This window comes from Zeaxanthinibacter enoshimensis, assembly GCF_004362865.1.
Lineage (GTDB): Bacteria > Bacteroidota > Bacteroidia > Flavobacteriales > Flavobacteriaceae > Zeaxanthinibacter > Zeaxanthinibacter enoshimensis.
In genome coordinates this window covers 1,128,157-1,152,513 of sequence record NZ_SNYI01000002.1, presented here as the reverse complement: position 1 = coordinate 1,152,513, position 24,357 = coordinate 1,128,157, and the positions used below count along the sequence as shown (strand labels likewise).

24 protein-coding genes are annotated in these 24,357 nt (G+C 45.9%); 13 read left to right on the top strand and 11 right to left on the bottom strand.

Going from position 1 to position 24,357, the window contains the following annotated elements; translation table 11 throughout:
• Positions 1 to 101: 101 nt before the first annotated feature.
• Positions 102 to 1,322 carry a peroxiredoxin family protein gene (locus CLV82_RS11255; protein ID WP_133644397.1) on the top strand — a complete coding sequence of 407 codons (1,221 nt, stop codon included), beginning with the start codon at positions 102 to 104 and terminating at the stop codon, positions 1,320 to 1,322.
• A gap of 14 nt (positions 1,323 to 1,336) precedes the next feature.
• Here CLV82_RS11255 and leuB read toward each other — a convergent pair whose 3' ends face one another.
• Positions 1,337 to 2,455, bottom strand: a complete 1,119-nt coding sequence (leuB, locus tag CLV82_RS11250; protein ID WP_133644396.1) for a 3-isopropylmalate dehydrogenase — start codon at positions 2,453 to 2,455, stop codon at positions 1,337 to 1,339.
• Positions 2,456 to 3,628, bottom strand: coding sequence for a 2-isopropylmalate synthase (locus tag CLV82_RS11245; RefSeq protein WP_133644395.1), 1,173 nt, complete (start codon positions 3,626 to 3,628; stop codon positions 2,456 to 2,458).
• A 151-nt stretch (positions 3,629 to 3,779) separates the two neighbouring features.
• On the opposite strand from CLV82_RS11245, the gene CLV82_RS11240 reads away from it, so the two are divergent.
• Positions 3,780 to 5,324 (top strand): hypothetical protein, encoded by a 1,545-nt coding sequence (locus CLV82_RS11240; protein WP_133644394.1) that lies wholly within the window; start codon positions 3,780 to 3,782, stop codon positions 5,322 to 5,324.
• Here the strand turns inward: CLV82_RS11240 and CLV82_RS11235 are convergent.
• The 3 genes from CLV82_RS11235 to panB are packed head-to-tail and all read right to left on the bottom strand — an operon-like array spanning position 5,314 to position 7,384.
• A complete protein-coding gene (locus CLV82_RS11235; protein WP_133644393.1) occupies positions 5,314 to 5,832 on the bottom strand; it encodes a DUF4252 domain-containing protein in 519 nt (172 codons plus the stop codon). The two genes, CLV82_RS11240 and CLV82_RS11235, sit on opposite strands and share 11 nt — an antisense overlap.
• 32 nt (positions 5,833 to 5,864) lie before the next feature.
• Positions 5,865 to 6,551, bottom strand: coding sequence for an RluA family pseudouridine synthase (locus tag CLV82_RS11230; RefSeq protein ID WP_133644392.1), 687 nt, complete (start codon positions 6,549 to 6,551; stop codon positions 5,865 to 5,867).
• Between the two features lie 14 nt (positions 6,552 to 6,565).
• Positions 6,566 to 7,384, bottom strand: coding sequence for a 3-methyl-2-oxobutanoate hydroxymethyltransferase (gene panB / locus CLV82_RS11225; protein ID WP_133644391.1), 819 nt, complete (start codon positions 7,382 to 7,384; stop codon positions 6,566 to 6,568).
• A 121-nt stretch (positions 7,385 to 7,505) separates the two neighbouring features.
• Between panB and CLV82_RS11220 the strand changes: the two genes are divergently transcribed.
• The gene (locus CLV82_RS11220) at positions 7,506 to 7,961 is read left to right on the top strand and encodes a nuclear transport factor 2 family protein (protein ID WP_133644390.1); all 456 of its coding nucleotides are present in this window, start codon (positions 7,506 to 7,508) and stop codon (positions 7,959 to 7,961) included.
• Positions 7,962 to 7,964: 3 nt separating this feature from the next.
• Here the strand turns inward: CLV82_RS11220 and CLV82_RS11215 are convergent, their stop codons facing one another.
• Complete coding sequence (locus tag CLV82_RS11215) at positions 7,965 to 9,389, bottom strand: L-serine ammonia-lyase (protein ID WP_133644389.1); 1,425 nt, start codon at positions 9,387 to 9,389, stop codon at positions 7,965 to 7,967.
• Positions 9,390 to 9,662: 273 nt separating this feature from the next.
• Here CLV82_RS11215 and dnaK point away from each other — a divergent pair, with 273 nt between their 5' ends.
• The gene (dnaK, locus tag CLV82_RS11210) at positions 9,663 to 11,573 is read left to right on the top strand and encodes a molecular chaperone DnaK (RefSeq protein ID WP_133644388.1); all 1,911 of its coding nucleotides are present in this window, start codon (positions 9,663 to 9,665) and stop codon (positions 11,571 to 11,573) included.
• Positions 11,574 to 11,680: 107 nt separating this feature from the next.
• Complete coding sequence (locus tag CLV82_RS11205) at positions 11,681 to 12,622, top strand: hypothetical protein (RefSeq protein ID WP_133644387.1); 942 nt, start codon at positions 11,681 to 11,683, stop codon at positions 12,620 to 12,622.
• A gap of 3 nt (positions 12,623 to 12,625) precedes the next feature.
• Here the strand turns inward: CLV82_RS11205 and CLV82_RS11200 are convergent, their stop codons facing one another.
• The 5 genes from CLV82_RS11200 to CLV82_RS11180 all read right to left on the bottom strand — a co-directional run bounded on the left by CLV82_RS11200 (position 12,626) and on the right by CLV82_RS11180 (position 16,835).
• A complete protein-coding gene (locus CLV82_RS11200) occupies positions 12,626 to 13,288 on the bottom strand; it encodes a hypothetical protein (protein WP_133644386.1) in 663 nt (220 codons plus the stop codon).
• Positions 13,289 to 13,499: 211 nt separating this feature from the next.
• Positions 13,500 to 14,036, bottom strand: coding sequence for a hypothetical protein (locus CLV82_RS11195; protein ID WP_133644385.1), 537 nt, complete (start codon positions 14,034 to 14,036; stop codon positions 13,500 to 13,502).
• A 286-nt stretch (positions 14,037 to 14,322) separates the two neighbouring features.
• Positions 14,323 to 15,027, bottom strand: a complete 705-nt coding sequence (locus tag CLV82_RS11190) for a Crp/Fnr family transcriptional regulator (RefSeq protein ID WP_133644384.1) — start codon at positions 15,025 to 15,027, stop codon at positions 14,323 to 14,325.
• 322 nt (positions 15,028 to 15,349) lie between these two features.
• Positions 15,350 to 15,886, bottom strand: coding sequence for a hypothetical protein (locus CLV82_RS11185; protein ID WP_133644383.1), 537 nt, complete (start codon positions 15,884 to 15,886; stop codon positions 15,350 to 15,352).
• Between the two features lie 235 nt (positions 15,887 to 16,121).
• Entirely contained in the window at positions 16,122 to 16,835 is a 714-nt protein-coding gene (locus CLV82_RS11180) for a Crp/Fnr family transcriptional regulator (protein WP_133644382.1), read from the bottom strand.
• 275 nt (positions 16,836 to 17,110) lie between these two features.
• Between CLV82_RS11180 and CLV82_RS11175 the strand changes: the two genes are divergently transcribed.
• From CLV82_RS11175 to CLV82_RS11140, 8 genes are all read left to right on the top strand, one after another.
• A complete protein-coding gene (locus tag CLV82_RS11175) occupies positions 17,111 to 17,533 on the top strand; it encodes a PaaI family thioesterase (RefSeq protein ID WP_133644381.1) in 423 nt (140 codons plus the stop codon).
• 4 nt (positions 17,534 to 17,537) lie between these two features.
• The gene (locus tag CLV82_RS11170; RefSeq protein ID WP_133644380.1) at positions 17,538 to 18,605 is read left to right on the top strand and encodes an isochorismate synthase; all 1,068 of its coding nucleotides are present in this window, start codon (positions 17,538 to 17,540) and stop codon (positions 18,603 to 18,605) included.
• Positions 18,606 to 18,645: 40 nt separating this feature from the next.
• On the top strand, positions 18,646 to 20,400 hold the full coding sequence (menD, locus tag CLV82_RS11165) for a 2-succinyl-5-enolpyruvyl-6-hydroxy-3-cyclohexene-1-carboxylic-acid synthase (RefSeq protein ID WP_133644379.1): 1,755 nt from the start codon (positions 18,646 to 18,648) through the stop codon (positions 20,398 to 20,400).
• Positions 20,401 to 20,438: 38 nt separating this feature from the next.
• On the top strand, positions 20,439 to 20,783 hold the full coding sequence (locus tag CLV82_RS11160) for a DUF2853 family protein (protein ID WP_133644378.1): 345 nt from the start codon (positions 20,439 to 20,441) through the stop codon (positions 20,781 to 20,783).
• An 82-nt stretch (positions 20,784 to 20,865) separates the two neighbouring features.
• The gene (locus CLV82_RS11155; RefSeq protein WP_133644377.1) at positions 20,866 to 21,696 is read left to right on the top strand and encodes a CvfB family protein; all 831 of its coding nucleotides are present in this window, start codon (positions 20,866 to 20,868) and stop codon (positions 21,694 to 21,696) included.
• A gap of 129 nt (positions 21,697 to 21,825) precedes the next feature.
• A complete protein-coding gene (locus CLV82_RS11150; RefSeq protein WP_133644376.1) occupies positions 21,826 to 22,431 on the top strand; it encodes an SPOR domain-containing protein in 606 nt (201 codons plus the stop codon).
• Positions 22,428 to 23,342 carry a 1,4-dihydroxy-2-naphthoate octaprenyltransferase gene (gene menA / locus CLV82_RS11145; protein ID WP_243744194.1) on the top strand — a complete coding sequence of 305 codons (915 nt, stop codon included), beginning with the start codon at positions 22,428 to 22,430 and terminating at the stop codon, positions 23,340 to 23,342. Before CLV82_RS11150 ends, menA begins: the two co-directional genes overlap by 4 nt.
• Positions 23,343 to 23,378: 36 nt before the next feature.
• Positions 23,379 to 24,131 (top strand): LytR/AlgR family response regulator transcription factor, encoded by a 753-nt coding sequence (locus tag CLV82_RS11140; protein ID WP_133644375.1) that lies wholly within the window; start codon positions 23,379 to 23,381, stop codon positions 24,129 to 24,131.
• The last annotated feature ends 226 nt before the right edge of the window (positions 24,132 to 24,357 follow it).

Here is a 24,357-nt window from a genome sequence, read left to right as displayed (position 1 = left end):
GCATGAAAGGATTCAAAATCCCGGGGATTCAATTGGTTTATTTTTTATTTTGAATATTCTGATAGATATTTGATGGTTTAATCCCTTAAAATCCCCCCGATATGCGAACACTTCTCATACTTATCCTGGCGACAGTTTTATCTACCTCCTGTAACGACAAAAAGACTGCTGAACTTCGCCCGGGCCCATGGCATGCTACCCTGGAGGTACAGGACGGCAAAGAGCTGCCATTCTCTTTTGAACTGGCCGCACAGGATGATTCTTATAACCTTACGGTATTCAATGCCGGGGAAGAGATTGCTGTAGACGAGATCCGGACCATAGGGGATTCTATCATTATCAGGATGCCTGCATTTGACGGGTACATTGCCGGTCGCTACACCTCGGAAGAGATCACCGGAAATTTTATCAAGGAAGAACTGGACCGGTCCCAGCCCTTTAGCGCCATTTTCGGGGAGAGACCTAGGTTTACCGTGGAGCAGGAACCGGGATTTGATGTCAGTGGAATTTGGGAGGCTACCTTTGGGAATGATTCGACGGATTTCTACCCCGCCAAGGGAATTTTCAGCCAGGAAGGGTACAAGGTTAAAGGTACCTTCAGGACCACTACGGGAGATTACCGCTACCTGGATGGGGTAGTCAGGGGAGACAGCCTTTTATTGTCAACCTTTGATGGTGCCCATGCCTTTCTTTTTGCCGCCGCTTACAAAGATTCTGTCCTGCAGGGTACCTTCTATTCCGGGAACCATTTCCAGGAGCCTTTCAGCGCGAAGCGTAACGAAGGTTTTGAGCTGCAGGATGAAGAGAATATCACTTACCTGAAAGAGGGTTACGACAGTTTTCAATTCGCTTTTCCCAACAGCTCCGGGGATACTGTTTCCCTGGAGGACGATCGTTATAAGAACAAAGCGGTAATTGTACAACTGATGGGAAGCTGGTGCCCGAACTGCTTGGATGAAACCAGGTTCCTGGTAGACTACCTGGAAAATAACCCGACCGAAGGGTTAGAGATCGTGGCCCTGGCCTTTGAATACGCAAAGACAGAGGAGAAGGCTTTTAATAGTATAAAGAGGCTGGAGGAAAGAGTAGGAATTACCTACCCGGTGCTATTAGCCCAGTACGGAAGCAGCAGCAAGACCAAGGCCCAGGAGAAATTACCTATGCTTAATCACGTGTGGTCTTATCCCACTACTATTTTTATTGATAAGAAAGGAGAGGTGCGAAAGATCCATACCGGGTTCAACGGCCCGGCTACGGGGGAGAAATACACCGAATTCAAAGCAGAATTTGATACCCTGGTTAAAGAATTACTGTCGGAATGATTGATTGATCCCCATCAGATGATGGTCGATTTCCCCAACCCGATATTTTCCTTGTTCATACTAAGGTGATCATCAGCATCCACTATATTGTTGGCTATATATTCTCCTACATGGTCCGTCCCGTATTTGCCTTTGGCATTGAGGTCCGGGGTAACAATATTCTGTTTCATGGACTGGTAGATCGCGTTGACTATGGCCTGCGTCTCTTCCTTTAGTCCAAAGTGTTCCATCATCATGGCTGCGGAAAGGATAGAAGCGATAGGATTGGCTATGTTCTTACCCTTGGCTTGCGGGAAAGACCCGTGTATCGGCTCAAACATCGCGTGTTTTTCTCCCACTGAAGCAGAAGGAAGAAGCCCTATGGAGCCGCCGATCACACTTCCTGCATCAGAGAGTATATCCCCAAAAAGGTTTTCGGTCAGGATCACATCAAAAATACCCGGATTAAGGATCAGTTGCATAGCGGCATTATCGACGAACATAAAATCGAGTTCCACTTCGGGGTAACTTTCACCGATCTTCCGGACAACCCTACGCCAAAGGCGAGAGGTTTCCAGTACATTGGCCTTGTCAACCAGGGTAAGTTTGTTGCGACGTACCTTGGCAGCTTTAAAAGCTAGGTGGGCTATGCGGCTGATTTCCTTTTCAGAATATTCGCAAATATCAGAGGCGATTGTACCGGCTTCATTAAGCTTTTTCTCACCAAAGTAAATTCCCCCGGTCAGCTCACGGTAGATCACAAAATCTGCCTTCGCAATAATATTTTTTTTCAGGGGTGATTTATCCAGGATGGTCGGGAAGGCTTTTACAGGCCTGATATTGCCGAAAAGTCCCAATTCCTGGCGCAGCCTTAAAAGCCCTTGCTCAGGCCTGGTCTTGGCATCAGGGTCGTTATCGTATTTGGGATCCCCGATAGCCCCGAAAAGGATGGCGTCAGAATTTTTACAAATTTCCAGGGTTTCCTCAGGCAATGGATCACCTCCTTTTTCCATGGCGACAGCACCAACCGCGGCCTGGGTAAAAGTAAAACTGTGACCAAATGCTTCTTCTACTGCCTGCAGGCATTTCACTGCCTGAGCTGTCACCTCCGGACCAATCCCGTCCCCCGGTAACAATGCTATATTCAACTTCATTTAAGCTAAGCTTTCTAATTTAACCTTACAGCCTTCAATAATTTCGTGGATATCTTCATCCATTATTTCTTTCTTGCGATCTGCATACTGTAGAAACTCCTGGTATACTTCGTCTAGTTGAACCTTGGTTAATTCGTATCCTACTTTCTTGGCCCTCCATGCTAAAGCAGCTCTTCCGCTGCGGGCGGTAAGTACGATAGAGGACTCGGTGACTCCCACCTCTGCAGGATCGATTATTTCGTAAGTCTCACGTTTTTTGATCACCCCGTCCTGGTGGATCCCGGAACTGTGGGCGAAGGCGTTAGATCCCACGATAGCCTTATTAGGCTGAACAGGCATGCCCATTTTATTCGAAACCATCTGGCTGGTTTCATATAACATTTCGCTTTTAATATTGGTATCGAGATTCAGGTAAGGGTGTTGTCTCAGGATCATCACCACTTCTTCCAGCGAGGTATTCCCGGCCCGTTCTCCTATCCCGTTGATAGTACATTCTATCTGGCGTGCTCCATTGATAACCCCTGCGATCGAATTGGCGGTCGCAAGTCCAAGGTCGTTATGGCAGTGACAAGAGAGAATGGCCTTCTCAATACCTTTTACGTTTTCCTTCAGGTATTTCATTTTAGCGCCGTACTCTTCGGGCAGGCAGTAGCCTGTGGTGTCAGGAATATTCAGGACCGTGGCCCCGGCTTTAATGGCAGCCTCACATATCCTGGCCAGGTATTCGTTATCTGTACGCCCGGCATCCTCAGCGTAAAATTCAACATCTTCCACAAATGTTTTTGCATAGGCCACGGCCTCGTAAGCCCGTTCAAGGATCTTATCCTGAGTAGAGTTGAATTTATATTTTATGTGCGATGCCGAGGTGCCAATACCGGTGTGAATCCTGGGCCTTACGGCTCCCCTGAGTGCTTCGGCAGCAACTTCGATATCCTTCTTTACGGCCCGGGTTAAACCACAGACAGTGGCGTTTTTTACCAATTTCGCGATCTCATGTACGGATTGGAAATCACCTGGACTAGAGATCGGGAAACCGGCTTCTATCACGTCAACACCCAGCTGATCCAGTTGTTTCGCAATCACCAGTTTCTGTTTGGTGTCCAGTTTACAACCGGGCACTTGTTCGCCATCCCTTAACGTAGTATCAAAAATTTGTACCTTATCTTTACTCATGATAATTTCCTAATTTAGAAAGATCCTTAAGCACGAAGTTAGAATTAGCTTTAAGAAACAGGGTAGCAGGGAATTGTCATTTACAACGTTTAGATACTTTGTGCTTTACACAAATACCTGACAATCAACTAATTAAATAGTGTATTTTACGATGACAAGTGCCCAAAAAGATGCATTGTTCGTACTGGTTAAATCCCTTTCCAAATCTGAAAAAAGACAATTTAAACTCTATGTTGGCAGGTTGGGAGTGAACACGGATGCCAAGTTCCTGGCTCTTTTTAATCTTCTCGATAAAATGAGGTCCTACGATGAACAGGTTATCCTGGAGAGTGGTATTGTAAAAAAATCCCAGCTTTCTAATCTCAAAGCCCATTTGTACAAGCAAATACTGGTAAGCCTGCGACTAAACCCGGTAAACCAGAATATCAGGGTGCAGATCCGTGAACAATTGGATTTTGCCACCATCCTTTACCAAAAGGGACTTTATAAGCAGAGCCTTAAGATCCTGGACAAGGTAAAAGCAATAGCCATTGAAAACGAGGAGAAGAATATTGCTTATGAAATAGTTGAACTGGAAAAGGTTATAGAAACCCAGTATATAACCAGGAGTATCCCTGACCGGGCCGATGAACTTGCTATGCAGGCAAAAGAATTGTCTGCCCATAACGTGATGACCAGCAAACTTTCTAACCTTTCATTACAGCTTTACGGCATGATGTTAAAAGTGGGTTACGTCAGGAGTGATGAGGATTACCAACGGGTGAAAAGGTATTTTGATTCCCACTTGCCTGAATACCGCCTGGAAGACCTGGGATTCCGGGAAAAGTTATGGTTGTATAAAGCCCATCTCTGGTATAGTTTCCTGGTGCAGGATTTTCTCTCCTGTTATAAATATTCGAGTAAATGGGTAGACCTCTTTGATGAACATAAAGACATGATCTCCCTGCACCCGGTATTTTACCTGAAAGGGAATCATTACCTGCTGGAATCTCTCTTTTACGTGAAATACAGTTCCCAGTTCAGGTATGTACTGGAGAAACTGGAGAAAAAGACCCGGTCCCCAGAATTTCCGCAGAACGACAACATCCGTTCCCTTTCTTTCCTCTACATTAACCTGAACAGGCTGAACCTGCACTTTATGGAAGGTACCTTTGAACAGGGTCTGCAATGGGTTAGGCCTATAGAAGCCGGAATAATGGAACACCGGGAACGTATCGATGAGCATCATGTCATGATCTTCTATTACAAGATCGCGTGTCTTTATTTCGGGGTTGGGAAGAACAAAGAATGTATTACTTACCTGAAAAAGATCATCAATAATAAGAACCTCAAAATGCGTGAAGACCTCATGTGTTTTGCGAGGGTTTTGAGCCTGGTGGCACACTACGAAGCAGGAATGGATTATCACCTGGAGGTGCAGCTTAAGAGCACCTATAAATTCTTACTGAAGATGAATGACCTGCACGCTGTGCAAAAAGAGATGATCAAATTTCTGAGGGGATTAGGAGATATTTACCCGCAGGATCTAAAAAATGAATTCCGGAAACTGCACGCCGAATTAAAGAAATATGAAGACCATCCTTACGAGAAGCGAGCTTTCCTGTACCTGGATATTATCTCCTGGTTAGAAAGTCACCTGGAAAACAAACCCGTGGGTCAGATCATTAAAGAGAAGGCCAGCGTTCTTATTCGCTGACAGGTGTCATTGGCTTGAATTCGAGCAGGAGGCTCGAGGCAAATTTATCAAATCCCTGGGTATTGGCCATCTCCCGGATCTTTTCCGGGGCAAAATCGCCGCTGAAATAAAGAATGGATCCCGTGTTCAGGTCGCTGGTATATACCAGGACCTCCTTTACACTCCGGCCATTTTCCCGGATAGAGACAACGTTCTTACCCATCTCGCTATTTCTCCTGTAGATCTCGATATAGGAACCGCTGTCCAGGTTATCGACCCAACTATTGATCTCCTTTTCTCTTTCCTCTGCCCCCAGTGGAAGTTTCATATAACGAATATCACGAGCATTACCAACTAATTCGCGCATCTCCGGGGAAGCGGTCCGCAGAAAAGAAAGCATGACTTCGGGTACTCTGACCGCCATGACCTCAGGATCATTCTTATGAGCTTTATAAAAGGAATCTATACCTTTTGACCCGGAGCAACCCCCCAGGGTTACGGCAAGCAGAACTAACAAGAGACGGTTCATATCGTTGGCTGTTTTGAATTAAAGATAATCATTTAGAGACACGCATCCCACAATGGATCCCGGGGTGGGGGTGCGGTGATCGACACCTCTTCGTTACGCACGGGATGGGTAAAAGACAGTTTCCGGGCGTGCAGGCTGATGCTTGCATCCGGGTTGCTGCGATCAAAGCCGTATTTAAGATCACCTTTGATCGGGCAGCCGACAGCGGCTAACTGTGCCCTGATCTGGTGATGCCTGCCTGTCTCCAGGCTGATTTCAAGCAGGTAATAATTATCAAGTTTCTTCAGGAGGGTATAATGAAGAATGGCCTTTTTACTGTTAGGCTTTTCTTCCTTGTGGGCGTAAGATTTATTTTGCTTATTATTCCTGACCAGCCAGTGGGTTAAGGTTGCGCTGGATTCCGGGGGAGGATTCTTCACCAGGGCCCAGTACGTTTTATCTGTTTCCTTCTCGGCGAACAATTTGTTCATCCTTGGCAAGGCTTTGGAGGTCTTGGCAAAAACCACCACTCCACTGGTGGGTCTGTCCAGGCGATGGGTCACTCCCAGGTAAACATTTCCCGGCTTATCATATTTATCTTTTAAATATAATTTGACGACTTCGCTGAGTGGAAGGTCTCCCGTTTTGTCGCCCTGTACAATATCACCGGGTTGCTTATTGACCGCGATCAGGTGATTGTCTTCAAAAAGGACGGCTAAGTTGGTAGCGTTAGAGGCCATAGGGAACAGGCAGACTAATATTGTTCGTCTTCATTCGGGAAGTCCTGGTTCTTGACATCGGAAACGTATTTGGAGATCGCGTTCCCCATTTCTTCGTACAGGTTCATGTACCTGCGGAGGAAGCGGGGGTTGAACTCGTGGGTCATTCCCAGCAAATCGTGTATGACCAGTACCTGCCCGTCTGCATGGGGTCCGCCCCCGATGCCTATAGTGGGAATAGAGATTTGCTCCGACACTCTTTTAGTCAGCTCGGCAGGGATCTTTTCAAGAACGATGGCAAAGCATCCCAGTTTTTCCAGCATTTTGGCATCTTCGATCAGCTTTTCTGCCTCATCTTCTTCTTTTGCCCGTACTGAATAAGTACCGAATTTATAAATAGACTGGGGAGTGAGACCAAGATGTCCCATTACGGGTATCCCGGCATTGAGGATCCGTTTTACGGATTCTTTGATTTCACAACCGCCTTCCAGTTTAACCGCATGGGCGCCACTTTCTTTCATGATCCTGATCGCCGACCGCAATGCCTCCTTTGGGTCACTCTGGTAACTGCCAAAGGGAATATCGACCACCACCAGCGCGCGGTTTACTGCCCTGATCACAGAGGTGGCATGGTAGATCATTTGATCGAGGGTGATCGGCAGGGTGGTCTCGTGACCGGCCATGACATTACTGGCCGAATCGCCGACCAGGATCACATCGACCATGGCAGCATCCACGATCTTTGCCATGGAGTAATCGTAGGAAGTAAGCATAGAGATTTTCTCTCCCTTCTGCTTCATATCGACCAGGGATTTCACCGTGACACGTTTATACTCAGATTTTGCGGTTGACATAAGCTGTTCTTTAGCGGCCTTAAAGGTAAGGAGTTTTATTGTAAACCCCTACCCGGTACTTCCCGGCATCATAGTATAATATCCGGCTTAATTCCTATCTTTCTGCAACAAAATCGATCCTATGCGAACTCTCCTTCTCACCCTCAGTTGTTTCCTCCTCGGTTGTGCTGTTTACAGCCAACCGGCTGCTGATGATCCCAGGAACACCATCAAAGAATTTTTTAAGGCTTTTCACGCCCGGGATACTTCCGGGATGGGGGCGCTGATGGCTGAAGGAATGAAGCTTCAGACCATGAAAGTATCGGATTCTGCACAGTTCGAAGTGGCAGAGCAGACCCGTCGAAATTTCCTCGCTGGCATGAAGCAGCTTCCGGATACCCTGCGGATCGAAGAACGTATAAAAAGTTACGACCTCAAGGTAGACGGTCCAATGGCACAGGTCTGGACACCTTATGAATTCTATGTGAACGGGAAGTTCTCGCACTGTGGTGTCAATGCTTTCCAGCTCGGTAAGGTAAAGGGAAGATGGAAGATACTATACCTGATCGATACCCGTCGGAAAACGGATTGCCCTTAGGCATCAGCAGTCGCTCAGGAAAACGCCAACAGCCAGCCCGCCCTCGGAGGTCTCCTTATATTTGGAGCTCATATCCTTTGCTGTCTCCCACATGGTATTGACGACCTTGTCCAGGGGCACCTTGGTATTCTTAGGGTCGGCGTCCAGTGCCAGTTCTGCAGCATTGATCGCTTTAATGGCACCCATGGAATTCCGTTCTATGCAGGGCACCTGTACAAGTCCACCAATGGGATCACAGGTCAGACCGAGGTGATGCTCCATTGCAATTTCGGCAGCGATCAGCACCTGTTCAGGGGTTCCGCCCAGCAATTCTGTCAGGGCTCCTGCAGCCATAGCCGACGAGACCCCGATCTCTGCCTGGCAGCCTCCCATGGCTGCAGAAATGGTTGCACCTTTCTTAAAGATACTTCCAATCTCCCCAGCCACGAGTAAGAATCGTTTAATATGCTCAAAACCCGCGTTATGATTTTCGATCACCAGGTAGTACATGAGTACCGCCGGGATGACACCCGCACTCCCGTTGGTTGGCGCAGTCACCACTCTTCCAAGGGATGCATTAACTTCGTTAACGCTCAGCGCAAAACAACTGACCCATTTCAGGATCTGTCTGAATTTTACTTCTGTATGCCGGATGCCTTCCAGCCACTCCTGGGGAGTTTCATAGGGAACATCGGATTTCAGTTTCTGGTAGGTGTCAAAAGCACGCCGCCTGACATTGAGTCCGCCCGGCAGGTTTCCTTCCGTATGACAGCCGATATACATGCATTCTAACATGGTGTCCCAGATGCGCTTTATCTCTTTGTCTATGGTCTCATCATCCCGCAGGGAGCGTTCATTCTCCAGGACTATGTCCGAAATCGGCTTTTGTTCCTGTTTACAGTATTCCAGGAGTTCTGTCCCTTTCTCTACCGGGAATGGGAAGGTCCTGAAGACTGCTATCTTCTTTTTGGCATTTACCCGCTCTTCTTTAACGACAAAGCCACCCCCGATAGAATAATATCGTTCCATTTCCGAAGTCCCATCTTCCAGTATGGCTTCAAATTCCATCCCGTTGGCATGTACCGGCAAAAATTCCCTTTTAAATTCGATGGCTGTGGCAGGATCAAACGGAACTTCTCTTTTCCCATCCAGCATGATCTTTTTACGGTCGCGGATTTCCTGTACGGTTGGAGCGATATTTTCTATAGGCACGTATTCAGGATCTGCACCTGTTAATCCCATCATAATGGCCAGGTCAGTGGCATGTCCCTTCCCGGTAAGGGAAAGAGATCCGTAAATGCGTACCCTGACACTGCTGACCCTGTCAAAGAGCTCGTCCTCCTGGAGTTCCTTCAACCATCTTTCAGCGGCACGCCATGGTCCAAGGGTATGCGAGCTGGAAGGCCCGATCCCGATCTTTAACATGTCAAAAACACTGATGCATTCCATAATTCAGCGATCCTTAGGTTTCAAAGGTTTTCGTAAGTACAAAACTGTGTTTTCCTGTGGCATTATCCAAGAGAATTCGGTCAAATCTTTAAACAGTTTACCGCGAGCACGCGAAGGCAATCCACAAACAGGAGGCAGGTCCGGGGAAAGGTGGTAGAGGAGTACTTTGCAGTACTTAAAATGACATCCTGTCATGTTTGACCGGTTGGCATGTTGTTTGACATTCAGTAAGCGATCATAAATTTTGGATACACTAATTTAAAGTAAGATATAATGAGCAAAATTATCGGAATTGACTTGGGTACTACCAACTCGTGCGTTTCTGTTATGGAAGGGAACGAACCGGTTGTAATCCCCAACGCAGAAGGGAAAAGAACTACTCCGTCTGTGATCGCTTTTGTTGAAGGCGGCGAGATTAAGGTCGGTGACCCGGCTAAGAGACAGGCGGTGACCAATCCCAATAAAACAATTTATTCTATCAAGCGCTTCATGGGAAACAAGTTTTCCGAAGTGAAGGACGAAGTAGAACGCGTACCTTATAAGGTTGTTAAAGGAGATAACAACACCCCTCGTGTTGATATCGACGGCAGGCTTTATACGCCACAGGAACTTTCGGCCATGATTCTTCAGAAGATGAAGAAGACTGCGGAGGATTACCTGGGGCAGAGCGTGAGCCAGGCTGTGATTACAGTACCGGCCTACTTTAACGATGCGCAGCGCCAGGCTACAAAAGAGGCCGGTGAGATCGCGGGTCTGAAAGTGGAGCGTATCATCAACGAGCCGACAGCCGCATCTTTGGCATACGGACTGGATAAAAAAGATAAAGACCAGAAGATCGTAGTATTCGATTTCGGTGGAGGAACACATGATGTTTCTATCCTGGAACTCGGGGATGGCGTTTTTGAAGTGCTTTCTACAGATGGGGATACCCACCTTGGAGGGGATGATGTGGATCAGAAGATCATCGACTGGTTGGCTGAAGAATTCAAAAAAGAAGAGGATATAGACCTGCGTAAGGATGCCATGGCATTGCAACGTCTCAGGGAAGCTGCTGAAAAGGCGAAGATCGAACTTTCTTCTTCAAACCAGACAGAGATCAACCTGCCTTATGTAACGGCTACCGCATCTGGACCTAAGCACTTGGTAAGGACCTTGTCCCGCTCTAAGTTCGAGCAGCTGATCAGTGACCTGGTAAAACGAACTATTGCACCATGTGAGGCAGCACTTAAGTCTGCCGGACTCTCAAAAAGCGACATCGATGAGATCATCCTGGTAGGTGGATCAACAAGGATCCCTGCAGTACAGGAAGCAGTTGAGAAGTTTTTCGGAAAGAAACCATCTAAAGGAGTCAACCCGGATGAGGTAGTAGCTATCGGGGCTGCGATCCAGGGTGGTGTACTTACCGGTGATGTAAAAGACGTATTACTGTTAGATGTTACCCCGCTTTCACTTGGTATCGAGACCATGGGTGGTGTAATGACGAAGCTGATCGAAGCTAATACGACCATCCCAACTAAGAAATCACAGGTCTTTTCAACGGCAGCTGATAACCAGCCTTCTGTTGAGATCCACGTGTTACAGGGAGAGCGTCCAATGGCAAACGATAATAAGACCATCGGAAGGTTCCACCTGGATGGTATCCCGCCAGCACCAAGAGGAACACCTCAGATCGAGGTAACCTTTGATATTGATGCTAACGGTATTATCAAAGTATCTGCTACAGATAAAGCGACAGGAAAATCTCAGGATATCAGGATCGAGGCCTCATCAGGTCTGACAGAAGAAGAGATCCAGAGAATGAAATCTGAAGCTGAAGCAAATGCCGAAGCAGATAAGAAAGCCAAGGAAACTGCTGATAAGCTGAATGAAGCGGACAGCATGATCTTCCAGACGGAAAAACAGCTCAGCGAATTTGGTGATAAGTTGTCTGATGACAAGAAGAAGCCAATAGAAAGCGCCCTGGAAGAATTGAAGAAGGCTTATGAAAGTAAGGATGTAGCGGTGATCACTCCTGCACTTGAAAAGATCAACGAAGCCTGGAAAGTAGCATCTGAAGAGATGTATAAGGCCCAGGCCGAAGCCCAGCAGGGCGGAGCTGCTGCAGGCGGTGAGCAAGCCAGTGCAGAAGGATCTTCTAAGGAAGGTGATAACGTTGAAGACGTAGATTTTGAAGAAGTGAAATAACTTTGATCAAATATCAGTAATAAGAAAGGGCGGATTTAATCCGCCCTTTTTTTATTTCGGCATGTAAATTGTTGTTTCTAAGTATTATTATGCAGTAATTTTGCACTATGTTAAAACCAAACCATCCACTTTTTATCATACTTGCCTTCATAAGCCTCTTCACCGGGCTTGCTGCTGCCAGTGCCCAGGCGCCGGAAGTACTGACGCTGGCCGACTTTGATCTTCGTGGCCCAGTTCAGCAGTGCATCGTGACCACTGATTACGGGCGTGAAGAATATACATTTGACAGGAAGGGCAGGTTGGTTAAAGCGGTTACCCGTTACAGTGATACCGATTACGACGTGACCTACTATAAATTGAAGGATACCCTGCTGGTAGAACAACGGGACGAGGTATACCGGGACGAAATATTTGACGAGCAGACTTCCATAGCCCGTTTTTTCAGTCGTGATACGACCAGGGGTATCCGGATCACGGAAAAGATATTTTCCTATGACAAGGAGTTCAGGGAGCAGAATGAATACCATTATGATCTGAAACAGCGACTGACCAGGATCATCAGTGCCGACCAGGATGGGGTTGATGAAACCATACTGACCTACGAACAAAACGGGGGAGGGCAGACGGTGATCTATACGCTGAATGATAATCTTCAGAAAACCACCAGGACCTATAAGCGCCCTTCGGTACAAGGCGATACCGTAAAAGTGGTGTACACCAAAGAGTACCAGGACAGCATTCCACGGCAGGCCACAGAAAACATCTATAACCTGAAGGGTCAGAAACTGGTAGAAAATCAATTCGGTTTCAGGAAATCAGACAGTACCCTGGTGCCTGTTAAAAAAACCAGGTATCAGTATGGGGATCAGGGTTTATTATCTGCGGTGATCACCCAGCAGGGCAAATCCGAAAAGAAAGTTTCCTATATCTACCAGCTGGATGGCAGCAGCTATCATAACTGGATCCGGGAGATTATAACTCCGGCCAACACCTACACCAGCAGGAAACTAACCTATTTCAAGGCATCTCCATCACCGAAAAAGGAATAAAGATCACGGGCTGGGTGTGCACCTACTGAGTGACGAAGCAGATTCTTTTTGTAAGCGCTGAAGTAAATTCTTATAGAAGTTCAGTGTTTCCTCAACAGATTCGGACTCGAGCTCCTCCAGGCTCCGGGAGGTCCTTTTCTGGAATACCTCCAGGGCGCTTTCACAACCTAGTAAACCGGAAATATCTTCAATAGACCGCTGCATGGAATCCAGGCTCTTTTCGGCCTGGTCACGGATGGCCAGTTGCTGATCCAGTTCTTCTTTACTTTTCTGGGTTACAGGTTTTTGTTCCGGAGTTCCCGTATTTTCACTGCTGCAGATATCAAGGGCGGTCAGTAAAATCTCTATGTCGGCGATGGCTTTTTGTGTATAATGCCTGCCCATGTCCCAATCTTTAGGCTCGGCCGCTTTAAGTAAGCTCTCTATCCCGTTATAGACAGGGTCTTCGGCCTGGGTACAGCCGCAAGCCGAATTCAGTTCCCGGGTCTTCTTCAAGGCTTTTAATGCCCGCTCGGCATAGTAGACCTGGTGGTCGGCATTATCTGCTTTCAGGGCTCGTTTGCTGTGAGAGAGGCCATAGGTGGCCGATGCGTATACATCTGTACATTGAGCCTGGAGGTTCGCTATGGCAAACAGGCTTGATAATAGTAATAGGAAATATTTCATGATCAGGGATTTGGGGGTTCCTTGCTGGGTGGAAAGATGGGGCCTCTGCTTAGTATGGACAAAAATATGTTGTAAAAAGCTGTTTTGATGTAGTGTGGTAGGAAGATTATGGCCAGCTAAAAAGGTGAATTGAGGCAAAAATAAAGCGGGGAAAGTATTCCCCGCTTTACATGTGTCTGATGGAGTTTTTCACATTCCATACATGCTATTTTCATAACATGTTGCCCTCAGAATCACACTTCAGAGTCTTCTTCTGCTTACCTTTCTTAAGTTGCAGTTTGTAAATCTTCTGAACTTCTTCAAGATCTTCATAATAAGAAACGATATAGGCATCTTTCGTGATCGTCCATCCTGGATGTTTCAGGTAGACCATTTCCCGGATGTGTACGGGGAGAGCTACATTTTTAAAACGCTCCAAAGAGCTGGTAATTTTGCCTTCCCGGTCATAAGTGGCTACAATACCACCATCCGTTTGTTCAAAAATTACTTCATAAGCTTCAAAACTCCCGTCAAAGACGTCGGATCGCTTAATATCATACCGGGCCGCAGTATTCTCTAACTGTACGACTTCTTCAGGAGTATGAGGATCCTGTACCTTATTGAGGTAAGAAAGATTAAGCGGGGAAATGGTTACCCCTGTTAATTGCACTTCTTCTACATCGCTGTCATTACCATTCTGAGGTGTGGTTTGCGCGAACGCCAGGCTGGTCAGACCTAAAAGGCAAAGACCTAACATTACATTTTTCATGATGATATGGTTTTGAGATTAATAATTCTAAAAGGGCACTACACGATATGACCCCGGTTTAACCGGGAGTTCATCTTATTAGCATTAGGGAGGGAGAGAACAGTTTGTTTGCTAATGGCTCTGATCTTACCTTGAAATTAGAATACAATCCCGGCAATAAATGTGACCTGGGTCGCATTTCCAGAGATTCTGACTCATCTTAACATAGTTTAACAATGGGTTATATAGGGTATGTCCTAAAAATGGAGAAAACAATTTGTAATAATGGTGAAATTCCGGGGTAGGGTCAGGGGTTCAGGGAGATCTTCTGTTGCAGTAGTTCCAGGTTGGTGATCTCTATTTCGCGGCGTTCTGTTTTCAGGATGCCTTCCTCCTTGAAGGACTGGATGTGTCTCCCCACCATTGTCCTGGTAGTGCCGATCAGGGCGCCAAGTTCGTCATGGGTCAGCCCGTTAAGGATCTCTACCTGGTTAGAAGCGGGATCCACATGGTTATAGAGTAGCCGTGCTAAGCGGATAGAGGTATCTTCCATAATGAGGTTAGAGATGTAATTTTCCATCCGCATCATTTTATCCGTAGTATATTTCAAAAGCGCTTTATAGACATCCTGGTTATCCTGTATCCACTCTTTAAGTTTGTACATAGGAATCCTCAGTACCTCGGTGTCGCACAGGGTCTCGTACCTGATGTCGTGAACCTTACCATTGATCAGGGTAAAAACATCAAAAACGTCGTTCTGGGTCAGCAGGAATAAAGTGAGCGGGCGGTCGTGTTTGTCATCAAACACATAGCCCTTCACCTTTCCGGAAAGAATTATATAGAAAGTGTAAAGTGTGTGTGTGGGATCGAGGATGCAGGTTTTCTTGGGCCAGTACTGTGCCGAAGCAATTTCCAGGAGTTGGTCTAAGGCGTCGTGTGATATATCACTGAATAAATCATTTTCCCTCATGAGCTCTGTATAATACCTGTATTTTTCTAGGCCTATATTCATGATTCTGAATGATTTAACGGGGCACTTTAGAATATTACGTAAAGCGTGCCATAATCATTCTATCACAATCGATAAGCTTTGGGTCTGGATGAAGGAGCTCATTCATCTTCATCTCTTTTTAAGATAGATATTATCCGGCTCCTTTCAAAAGAATAGACTGGATACCTTGAATAATGTTACATAATTTAACATTTAATTAGTGATAAATTTAACATTAGTGTTAAATGATTGATATTATTAAATAATTGTTAAACAAGAAGTTAGAGATCATCAAAAAAAAAGCGAGACCAGTGGTCTCGCCCGTGAATATTCAATAAGTAGTTCAGAACAGTTTGCCGTCTGTATCACAACGGATATTCATCTTCTTTTTCCCATTCTTTAACTGCAGCCGGTAACTTTTTTTGATTACAGGTTCATCTTCATAATACGAGACCAGGTATACATCCTTTTCAATGCTCCACTCCGGGTACTTGGTGTAAACCGCATTCCTGATATGGAATGGGAGGGAGACATTCTTGAATCGCTCCAGGGAACTTATGATCTTCCCTTTCTGATCATAGGTTGCTATGATAGAGCCATGGGTCTGTTCAAATACCACCTCGTAAGCTTCAAAATCATGTTTAAAAACTTCCGATTCCCTGATATTATACCGCGCTACTTCGTTCTCCAGGGTTCTCACAGATTCCGGAGTATGTTCGTCCTGTACAGCGTTAATGTAGGTGAGATTAAGTGGTCTCACGGTGACACCGGCCAATTCAACGGCCCCGATCGGCAGTTTGGTTCCGTTACCCGGAACCTCCTGCGCGTACATTAGGTTGGTCAGACCCAGGAAAAAAAGACCATACAAGGTTGTTTTCATATAGTTGTAGATTAGGATTTCGGGTGCTCACCATGGGCTTTTACCCCAGGGGGAAAACAGACAATGTTGTCATAAACCAGACAGTACTAAGGGGGGTTTTTAAGGACCTGCGTTTTAGGGTAGTGTTGTGTAAGCAAAATTAGCAGCAGAAGTCTTCCCGGGTTAATACCACGGTCACATTTTATGAATTAATGGACATAATTTAACAGGATTCTATTCAAAAAGGTCGACGCCTTTATGAATTTAATTCCTTTGATGGAAATTTCCGGCGGAGGAGATCGGGAGCTTTGATCACGGTTTCAAACTTGGAATGTGTTAGTATTCCTTCTTCCCGCCATTGGAACAGGTGTCTTCCTATAATGGTCCTGGTCGTCCCGATCAGGGCCCCGAGTTCGTCATAATTTAAGTCGTTCAGTACAGGAACACACCTGGAAACCGGATCCATATGGTTAAGCAGGAACCTGGCAAACCTGGCCGAGGTGTCATCGATCACAAGTTCGGAAATATAGTTCTCCAGGGCACACATTTTCTCCGTGGTGTACTTTAGTAAGGCAGTATTGACAGCGGGATTGGCCAGGATCCATTGTCTCAATTTATGCAAGGGAATACTCAGTACGGTAGTATGGCTCAGGGTTTCATAGCGGATGTTATGTATGCGGCCATGGACCAAGGTGAAGATATCAAAGACGTCATGCGTTGAAAGCAGGAAAAGTGTAATGGTCCTTCCCCTTACATCATCGAATACAAAACCTTTGATCTTTCCGGACAAAAGGATATAAAAGGTATACAGGGTGTGTGAGGGATCGGGAATACAGGTTTTTCTCGGCCAGTACTGCAGGGAGGAGTAACCCAGTAATTTTTGAACAGCATCTGCTGGTACATCAATGAACAGGGCATTTCTGCTGAGAAGGTCCTTATAATGCGCATAATTTTCCAGATCTGTATTCATAGATTACAATATTTTATTGGTCACTAATCATTGCAGGATCTTGCTCTTACGCTTCCACGGCAATTGCGCTCTGGTATGGCTGACAGAATCAGTATTCGTGCATAGTGAAGGTATCAAATTTCCCAATGATTTAAGAAGGAACAGGTCGGATAAAATGCTCCCTTTCAAATATTTAACATATTTTGATTCTCCGACCTCTTCCCGAGTGGATTTAAAAGGCGGGGGAGGATGGCCTGGAAATAATCGCGAATCCTTAATTTTACAAAAAGCAATTCATGAATCAGCATAAAGAAGAGATCCTCCGGGTGTGTAATGAGAGTTCCAAAGGAACGCTAATGGAAACCCTGGGTATAGAATATATAGATGTGGGTGAGGATTACGTAGTGGCGAGAATGCCGGTAAATTCGCGCGTCCACCAACCCGACGGAGTTTTGCACGGGGGAGCTACCGTAGCACTGGCAGAAAGTGTAGGCAGTATAGCTTCTTATATTTTTATCGACGCAAATAAATATTTTGTTCGGGGGATTGAAATTTCAGCTAACCACGTAAAAAGTATTAAGGAGGGGGATGTATTTGCTAAAGCAACCGTGATCCACAAAGGGCGTACTACCCAGCTCTGGGATATCAGGGTCACCGATGCCGGGGATAATCTTATTTCCCGTTGTAAGCTGACCACCCTGGCCCTCGAAAAAAAATAAGCTGATGGATTCCCTGCTTAAAATCCTGGAAGACCGCCTCGGGAATGATCTCCCTTTCGTTGTTTACCGCCTTCCCGGGGAGGATACCCTGGTGTACATGGCGGGAATGGTAGAACAGCTGACGTCTCATCAAGCGGTTATTCCGCCGGGGTTCCTGATGGCGCCATTTGATAGCAATGAAACTTCCTGGTTTATGCACGCCGAGGAGTACAGGTGGGAGAACCTGGCTGCCCCGGTTACGCCGGAAGTTTCGGCAGAAATGATTCCCCGGTTGTTGCGGCCAGACGACAGGCAGCAGCACGAGCAGAAGGTTTCTGCCGCTGTGACAGCGATCCGGCAGGGTCTGTTAAAAAAAGTGGTTTTATCCAGGAAAGAGCTAACAGTATTTGAACAACCCCTGAGCGAGGTCCTCAGGACTTTGCTGAACCTTTATCCGTCTGCTTTCTGTTACTGGTGGTTTCACCCGGAAACAAAATCCTGGATGGGGGCCAGTCCTGAATTGTTATTGGAAACCAGGGGTTCTTCCTTTAAGAGTGTTTCCCTGGCAGGAACCCAGGAATACCTGGGCAACCTGGATGTAAAATGGGGAGATAAGGAAAGGGAAGAACAGCAGATCGTTACGGAATACATCATGGATCAATTGCAACCCGTAACCCGGGCTGTCTCCAGGGAAACAGCTTCAACGGTCAGGGCAGGGCGATTACTGCACCTGAAAACTAAAATAAAGGGGGAAATGCGCACGGAAGGATGGCAGCCCCTGGTAGCTAAACTACACCCAACCCCCGCCGTATGTGGCTATCCAACGGAGGTTGCAAGGAAGTACATCCTGGAGCACGAAGGTTATGAACGGGAGTTCTATACCGGTTACCTCGGTCCTGTTGGCTTCGAAATGAATCCATTGGATCATCTTGCTCTTTTTGTCAACCTAAGATGCATGAAGATAGACGGGGAGCAGGCTACTGTTTTCGTAGGTGGGGGAATTACGGCTGACTCGGTTCCCGAGAAGGAATGGGAGGAAATTGAAGCGAAGAGCAGTACTATGATGAAGGTGCTGGCGAATTCCGTGATATGATTCGCAATTGTTCCGCTTCCGTCGTATTTTTGCACTGTCTATGAAATATTCAAGCATACCATTGGCCCAGACAGTAGTATTATATTGTAAGGCCTGGGGCATTAGAAATATCGTGATCTCACCCGGTTCCAGGAACGCCCCCCTGACCATCGGATTTACAGAAGACCCATTCTTTAAATGTTTCAGCATTGTGGACGAGCGCAGTGCAGCTTTCTTCGCCATGGGATTGTCGCAGCAAAGTAAGGAAGGTGCTGTCCTGGTATGTACTTCCGGCAGTGCTTTGCTGAATTATTACCCCGGGGTTGCGGAAGCATTTTATAGTGACATTCCCATGGTAGTGATCTCCGCAGACAGACCTGGCTATAAAATTGATATTGGGGACGGGCAGACGATAAGGCAGCCAAAGGTGCTCGAGTCTCATGTAAATTACAGTGCAGTCCTGAAACAGGATGTTGCACACGCAACTACAACTATTGAAAAATTACAACCCAGCATGATCACCGGTGCTGGGATAAAGCGTCAACAGGAGGGAATACAGCGATATAATGAAGAATGTATACAGGAAGCCCTCAGGATCGCTTTCAACGAACAGGCCCCTGTACATTTAAATTGCCCCTTTGAAGAACCCTTGTACCAGACGCAGGCATCTCCGGATGTTTGGGAGCCCTCAGGACCCTTCTCTGTGTATCGCCCACAGGTACCGGAAGAACTGCAGGCCTATGCTGACCAATGGAACAGTTCCGCTAAAAAGATGGTCCTGGTAGGTTCGCTGTCCGCGGGCGCAGTATCCCAGCTGCTTTTAGACAAACTTGCAGAAGATCCTTCAGTGATAGTTTTGACAGAAACCACATCTAACCTTTCACATCCCAACTTTTTCCCCAGTATTGACAGTATAGTTGCGCCCATTGAGAAATCAGAGAGGAAAGATGAACTCTTCAGGCAGCTGCAGCCCGATATACTGCTGACCTTCGGGGGAATGATCGTCTCCAAGAAGATCAAGGCATTCCTGCGGGAGTACCGTCCCCAGCACCACTGGCACCTGGATCAGAAAAAAGCCTATGATACTTTTTTCTGCCTGGAACATCATTTTAAACAAGACCCTGCAGATTTCCTGCGTTCCTTCCTCCCTAAGACTAAAAAAACTGAGAGCGGGTACCAGCCTTACTGGGCGGCTGTTAAAAGGAGGTATGAAGAGAAAAGACAGGACTATCTATCGCAGATCCCATTTTCTGATTTTAAGGCGTTTCACAGTGTTGTAAGAAATATTCCCACAAATATCAGTTTACAGCTGGCTAACAGCTCCACGGTCCGTTACTCCCAGTTATTTGATCTTCCTCCATCGGTCCGGGTCTACTGCAACCGCGGAACCAGTGGGATCGAAGGAAGTACCAGTACTGCGGTAGGAGCTGCCTTCAATGCTGATACACCTACCGTGCTGATCACCGGTGATCTAAGTTTCCTTTATGATACCAACGGGCTTTGGAATAATTATTTAAGAAGCGATTTCAGGATCATTGTAATGAACAACGGGGGTGGGGGTATCTTCCGTATCCTGCCCGGCGCAGAAGAGACGCGGAATTTTAAAACCTATTTTGAAACAACCCAGGAATTAAACCTGGAGCACAGTTGCGAGATGTACGGGTTGCAGCATGACCGCGCGACGAATGAATCTGAACTGGACAGCCTGCTGCAGGATTTTTTTACTATCTCTGAAAAACCCCGGTTGTTGGAAATTTGTACGCCCAGGACGCTGAATAATAAAATTTTGCTAGCGTACTTCGATTTCATATCTTAGAAACATCATTAACGTTTTAATCCTAAGTAAACAACGCCATGAGTAGTAAAAGAGATGAATTAGTACAGAAGTACGCAGCCCATGTAAAAGAAAAATTTGGAGCTTCCCCGGACATGAACTTATTAGAAGACGTAGCGAAAGGTCTGGGACCTGCAATTTATAACCGGGATGCATCTACGGTTTCCGGAACTGATGAAAAAGAACTGGAAACGGTTAAAAAGAATTTCCTGATGAAGAAACTGGGAATGAAAGACAGTCCTGAACTGATGGCAGGGATTAAAAAAGTAATGGACAAATATGGTTCCTCTGAAAGGACAAAGTACCGTGCAGTGGTCTATTATATGCTGGCTAAGCACTTTAATAAAGAATCTGTTTACAGGTAATCACTAACCTGATAATCTTAAAAGCTGTTTTCTTCCGGAAACAGCTTTTTTTATCACTGTAATTTAGACGTACCTTTGCGGCATGATAGAAATAGGAAACTACAATAAACTCACCATACTCAGGAGTACCAGCGTTGGATTGTTCCTGGGGGATGAAGACGTGGACGATCTTCTTTTACCCAATAAATATGTTCCGGAAGATTATGAAATAGGGGATGAGATCGAGGTGTTCTGTTACCTGGACCACGAAGAGCGGCCTGTGGCCACTACCCTGAAACCACGGATCAAACGGAACGATTTTGGTTTCCTGAGGGCTGAAGAAGTGAATAATATCGGCGCCTTTATGGACTGGGGGCTCGAAAAACATCTATTGGTACCCTTTAAACAGCAGCGCAGCAGGATCGAAGCGGGGCAATGGTACGTGGTGTACTGTTTCCTCGACGACAAAACCTTTCGCCTGGTGGGATCCACCAAACTGGATGGATTTCTCAGCAATGATGAATTAACAGTGGCCGAAGGAGACGAGGTATCTTTACTGGTCAGCAGAAAAGCAGACCTGGGCTGGGATGTGATCGTGAATAAAAAACACAAGGGGCTGGTATACAGCAGTGATGTCTTTAAGCAGATCAGGGTAGGTGACGAACTTAAAGGATATGTAAAAACAGTTCGGCCGGACAATAAACTGGATATCTCCCTGGCACCCCTGGGTGACAGAAACAGGGAAGAGTCTGCAGATAAGATCTATCGTATCCTCCAGGAGTCTGATGGTGTACTCTGGTTACACGATAAATCGGACCCGGAACAGATCAAGGCCCAGTTACAGATGAGCAAGAAAACGTTTAAGAAGGCTATTGGAACGCTCTACCGTGAACGGAAGATAGAAATCCGTGAAGACGGTATATATAAGGTCTGATCGATGAAATGCATCTTTCTGTTGCCAAACTTGGAACAAAACATTTATATTTGTTTACAACCTTGATTATTTTGTTGAAAGTTAGCTTTTTAGTTAACTTTAGACTGAACTCCAACTAAAGAACAACATATGCCATTCATTGAGGAAAGCGATCTGCTGGAATTGCACAAGGATATTGACAAGGCCCAGATCATCAACGAACGCCTGCTGGATCAGATCAAGTTCAAGAATAAAGAACTGAAGCGGAGTAAGATCCAGAGGAATATTCTTGCCGGGATCACCGGGGTCTTCCTGATTGGAGCGCTGGCATTTACTTCATTTTCTGCCGGGTACAGCAGCAGTAAGCAACAGCAGAGTTATAGTTCTAATAATATGGTAATGTCCCTGGATAGCCTTGAAGCTGTGAAGACAAGGATCGATAACCTGAGGAGACAGAACGAAGAATTGAGCCTGGTAAAGGAGTTCTACCTGGCAAAAAAATTCCTCGAAAAAGACCTTATCTATTCCGTGCAGATCAAATCCTTTGTCGATAACAATGTCACCCTGGCTTCCGAGGCCCTGACCAATACCATGTTTGTTAAGACCAACCCGTTCTATTCTTATTCTCTTGGAAATTTTGAGACTCTAGACGAGGCACAGAAATTCAGGAAACAATTGGTGGATATGGGATTCCAGGACGCTTTTGTCGCTTCTTATAAGGACGGAAAACGAATCAAAATCGAAAATCCGTATTGATTCCAGGCAAAACCAGATCCTGGTTCTACGCAGCCAGGTTACGAACCCTCCCGCTTTCCCTTTCCGGCATCTTGATGGGTACGGCGCTCGCGGCATTTTACCATCAAACAAATACGGCTGTATTTATATTAGCCCTGCTGACCACCGTCGGACTGCAGGTGACCTCTAACTTTGCCAATGATTACGGGGACGGGGTAAGGGGGACGGATAACGAAGACAGGATAGGTCCCAAACGGGCCCTGCAGGCTGGGATGCTCAGCCGGGCAGAGCTGAAGAAAGGAATCATCATTTCTGTGGTTATCAACATTGTCCTCATCACACTTTTACTGTCCACCGCCTTTACTTCTTCTGAATTCTGGACCTTTGCGGTATTCCTGGGCCTTGGCCTGGCAAGTATTTGGGCTGCCATCCGGTATACGGTCGGCGCTTCTGCTTATGGTTATAGGGGACTGGGCGACCTGTTTGTTTTCCTGTTCTTTGGACTTCTGAGTGTACTGGGAACCCTTTACCTGTATACACAGGAACTCACTATGCTGGCATTACTACCGGCGGTCACTATAGGTGCATTGAGCACAGCTGTACTGAACCTGAACAACATGAGAGATTTTCATTCTGATAAAAAAGCAGGCAAAAATACCCTGGTGGTGAAACTCGGTTTGAATCGTGGTAAAATTTACCACTTCCTCTTGCTGGGTACCGCTTTACTGTGTATGGTTATCTTTGCGGCGCTGACCACAGGTGTAAGCTGGACTAGTTTTTACATGCTGGCATTTATTCCGCTGGCATTGCATACACGTACTGTTTCCCGGGTCACGGACCCACTCTTATTTGATCCGGAACTCAAAAAATTAGCCCTCAGTACATTTTTGCTGGCTTTTCTTTGTTTTATCGCGTTCAATTATTTTTTGTAATTTTGATATGAGGACAACCCACTAAACCTTACAAATTTGGAACAACCTATTAAGATTCTTATCGTCGAGGACAACGTAATTATTGCCGACGATATGCAGTCAATGCTAGAGGAGATCGGTTACGAGATCGTCGATAACGTGATCGTTTATGAACAGGCTGAAGAGGTGCTGAAGACCAAACAAGTAGACCTGGTACTGATCGATATCATCCTGGCGTCTGACAAAACCGGTATTGATCTCGGGAAGCATATCCGGGAAAACTATAATATCCCCTTTATTTTTGTTACCTCTAACTCCGACAGGGCAACTGTGGAGAATGCTAAGACCGTTAAGCCAAATGGCTACCTGGTAAAGCCTTTTGAGCAGCAAGACCTTTATACCTCTATAGAAATTGCACTCTCAAATTTCAGCTACAGCGATAAAGGAACAGATAATGCACCCCAAAGTGAAGACGACGAGGTGGTTTCTAACTCCGTCCTGAAGGATTCTATTTTTGTAAAGAAACAGCACCTGTATTACCGGATCCAGTTTGGAGATATCCAATTCATCAAAGCAGATAATGTTTACCTGGAAGTTAATACTATCGACAAGAAATTCCTGGTGCGTTCACCTCTGAAGGATTACCTGGAGAAATTACCTAAGAATAAGTTTTACAGGGCCCATAAGTCCTATATCGTAAATGTAGACCATATAGATGCTATCAATTCTAAGGATATCATGATCAACAATACCCTGATCCCTATTTCTAAAGAATTTAAAGAGTTCATAATTTCGTCCATGAACTCCTGAACATCTCTTTATAACAATTTACTACGGCCCTTGAAAGGGTCGTTTTTTTTGGATATATATCCACTGCGGCAATTACACCACAGTTTTGCCCAGGTACACAACATTCATTTGGCAAGGCCTGATTCACGGCTTATTTTCGGACTGTAATTATTCAGAAAGTTTTTTTCATTTTCATATAGTGTTCTCGTAAAAGGGTCTCGTCTTACCAGATGAGGCTCTTTTTTTT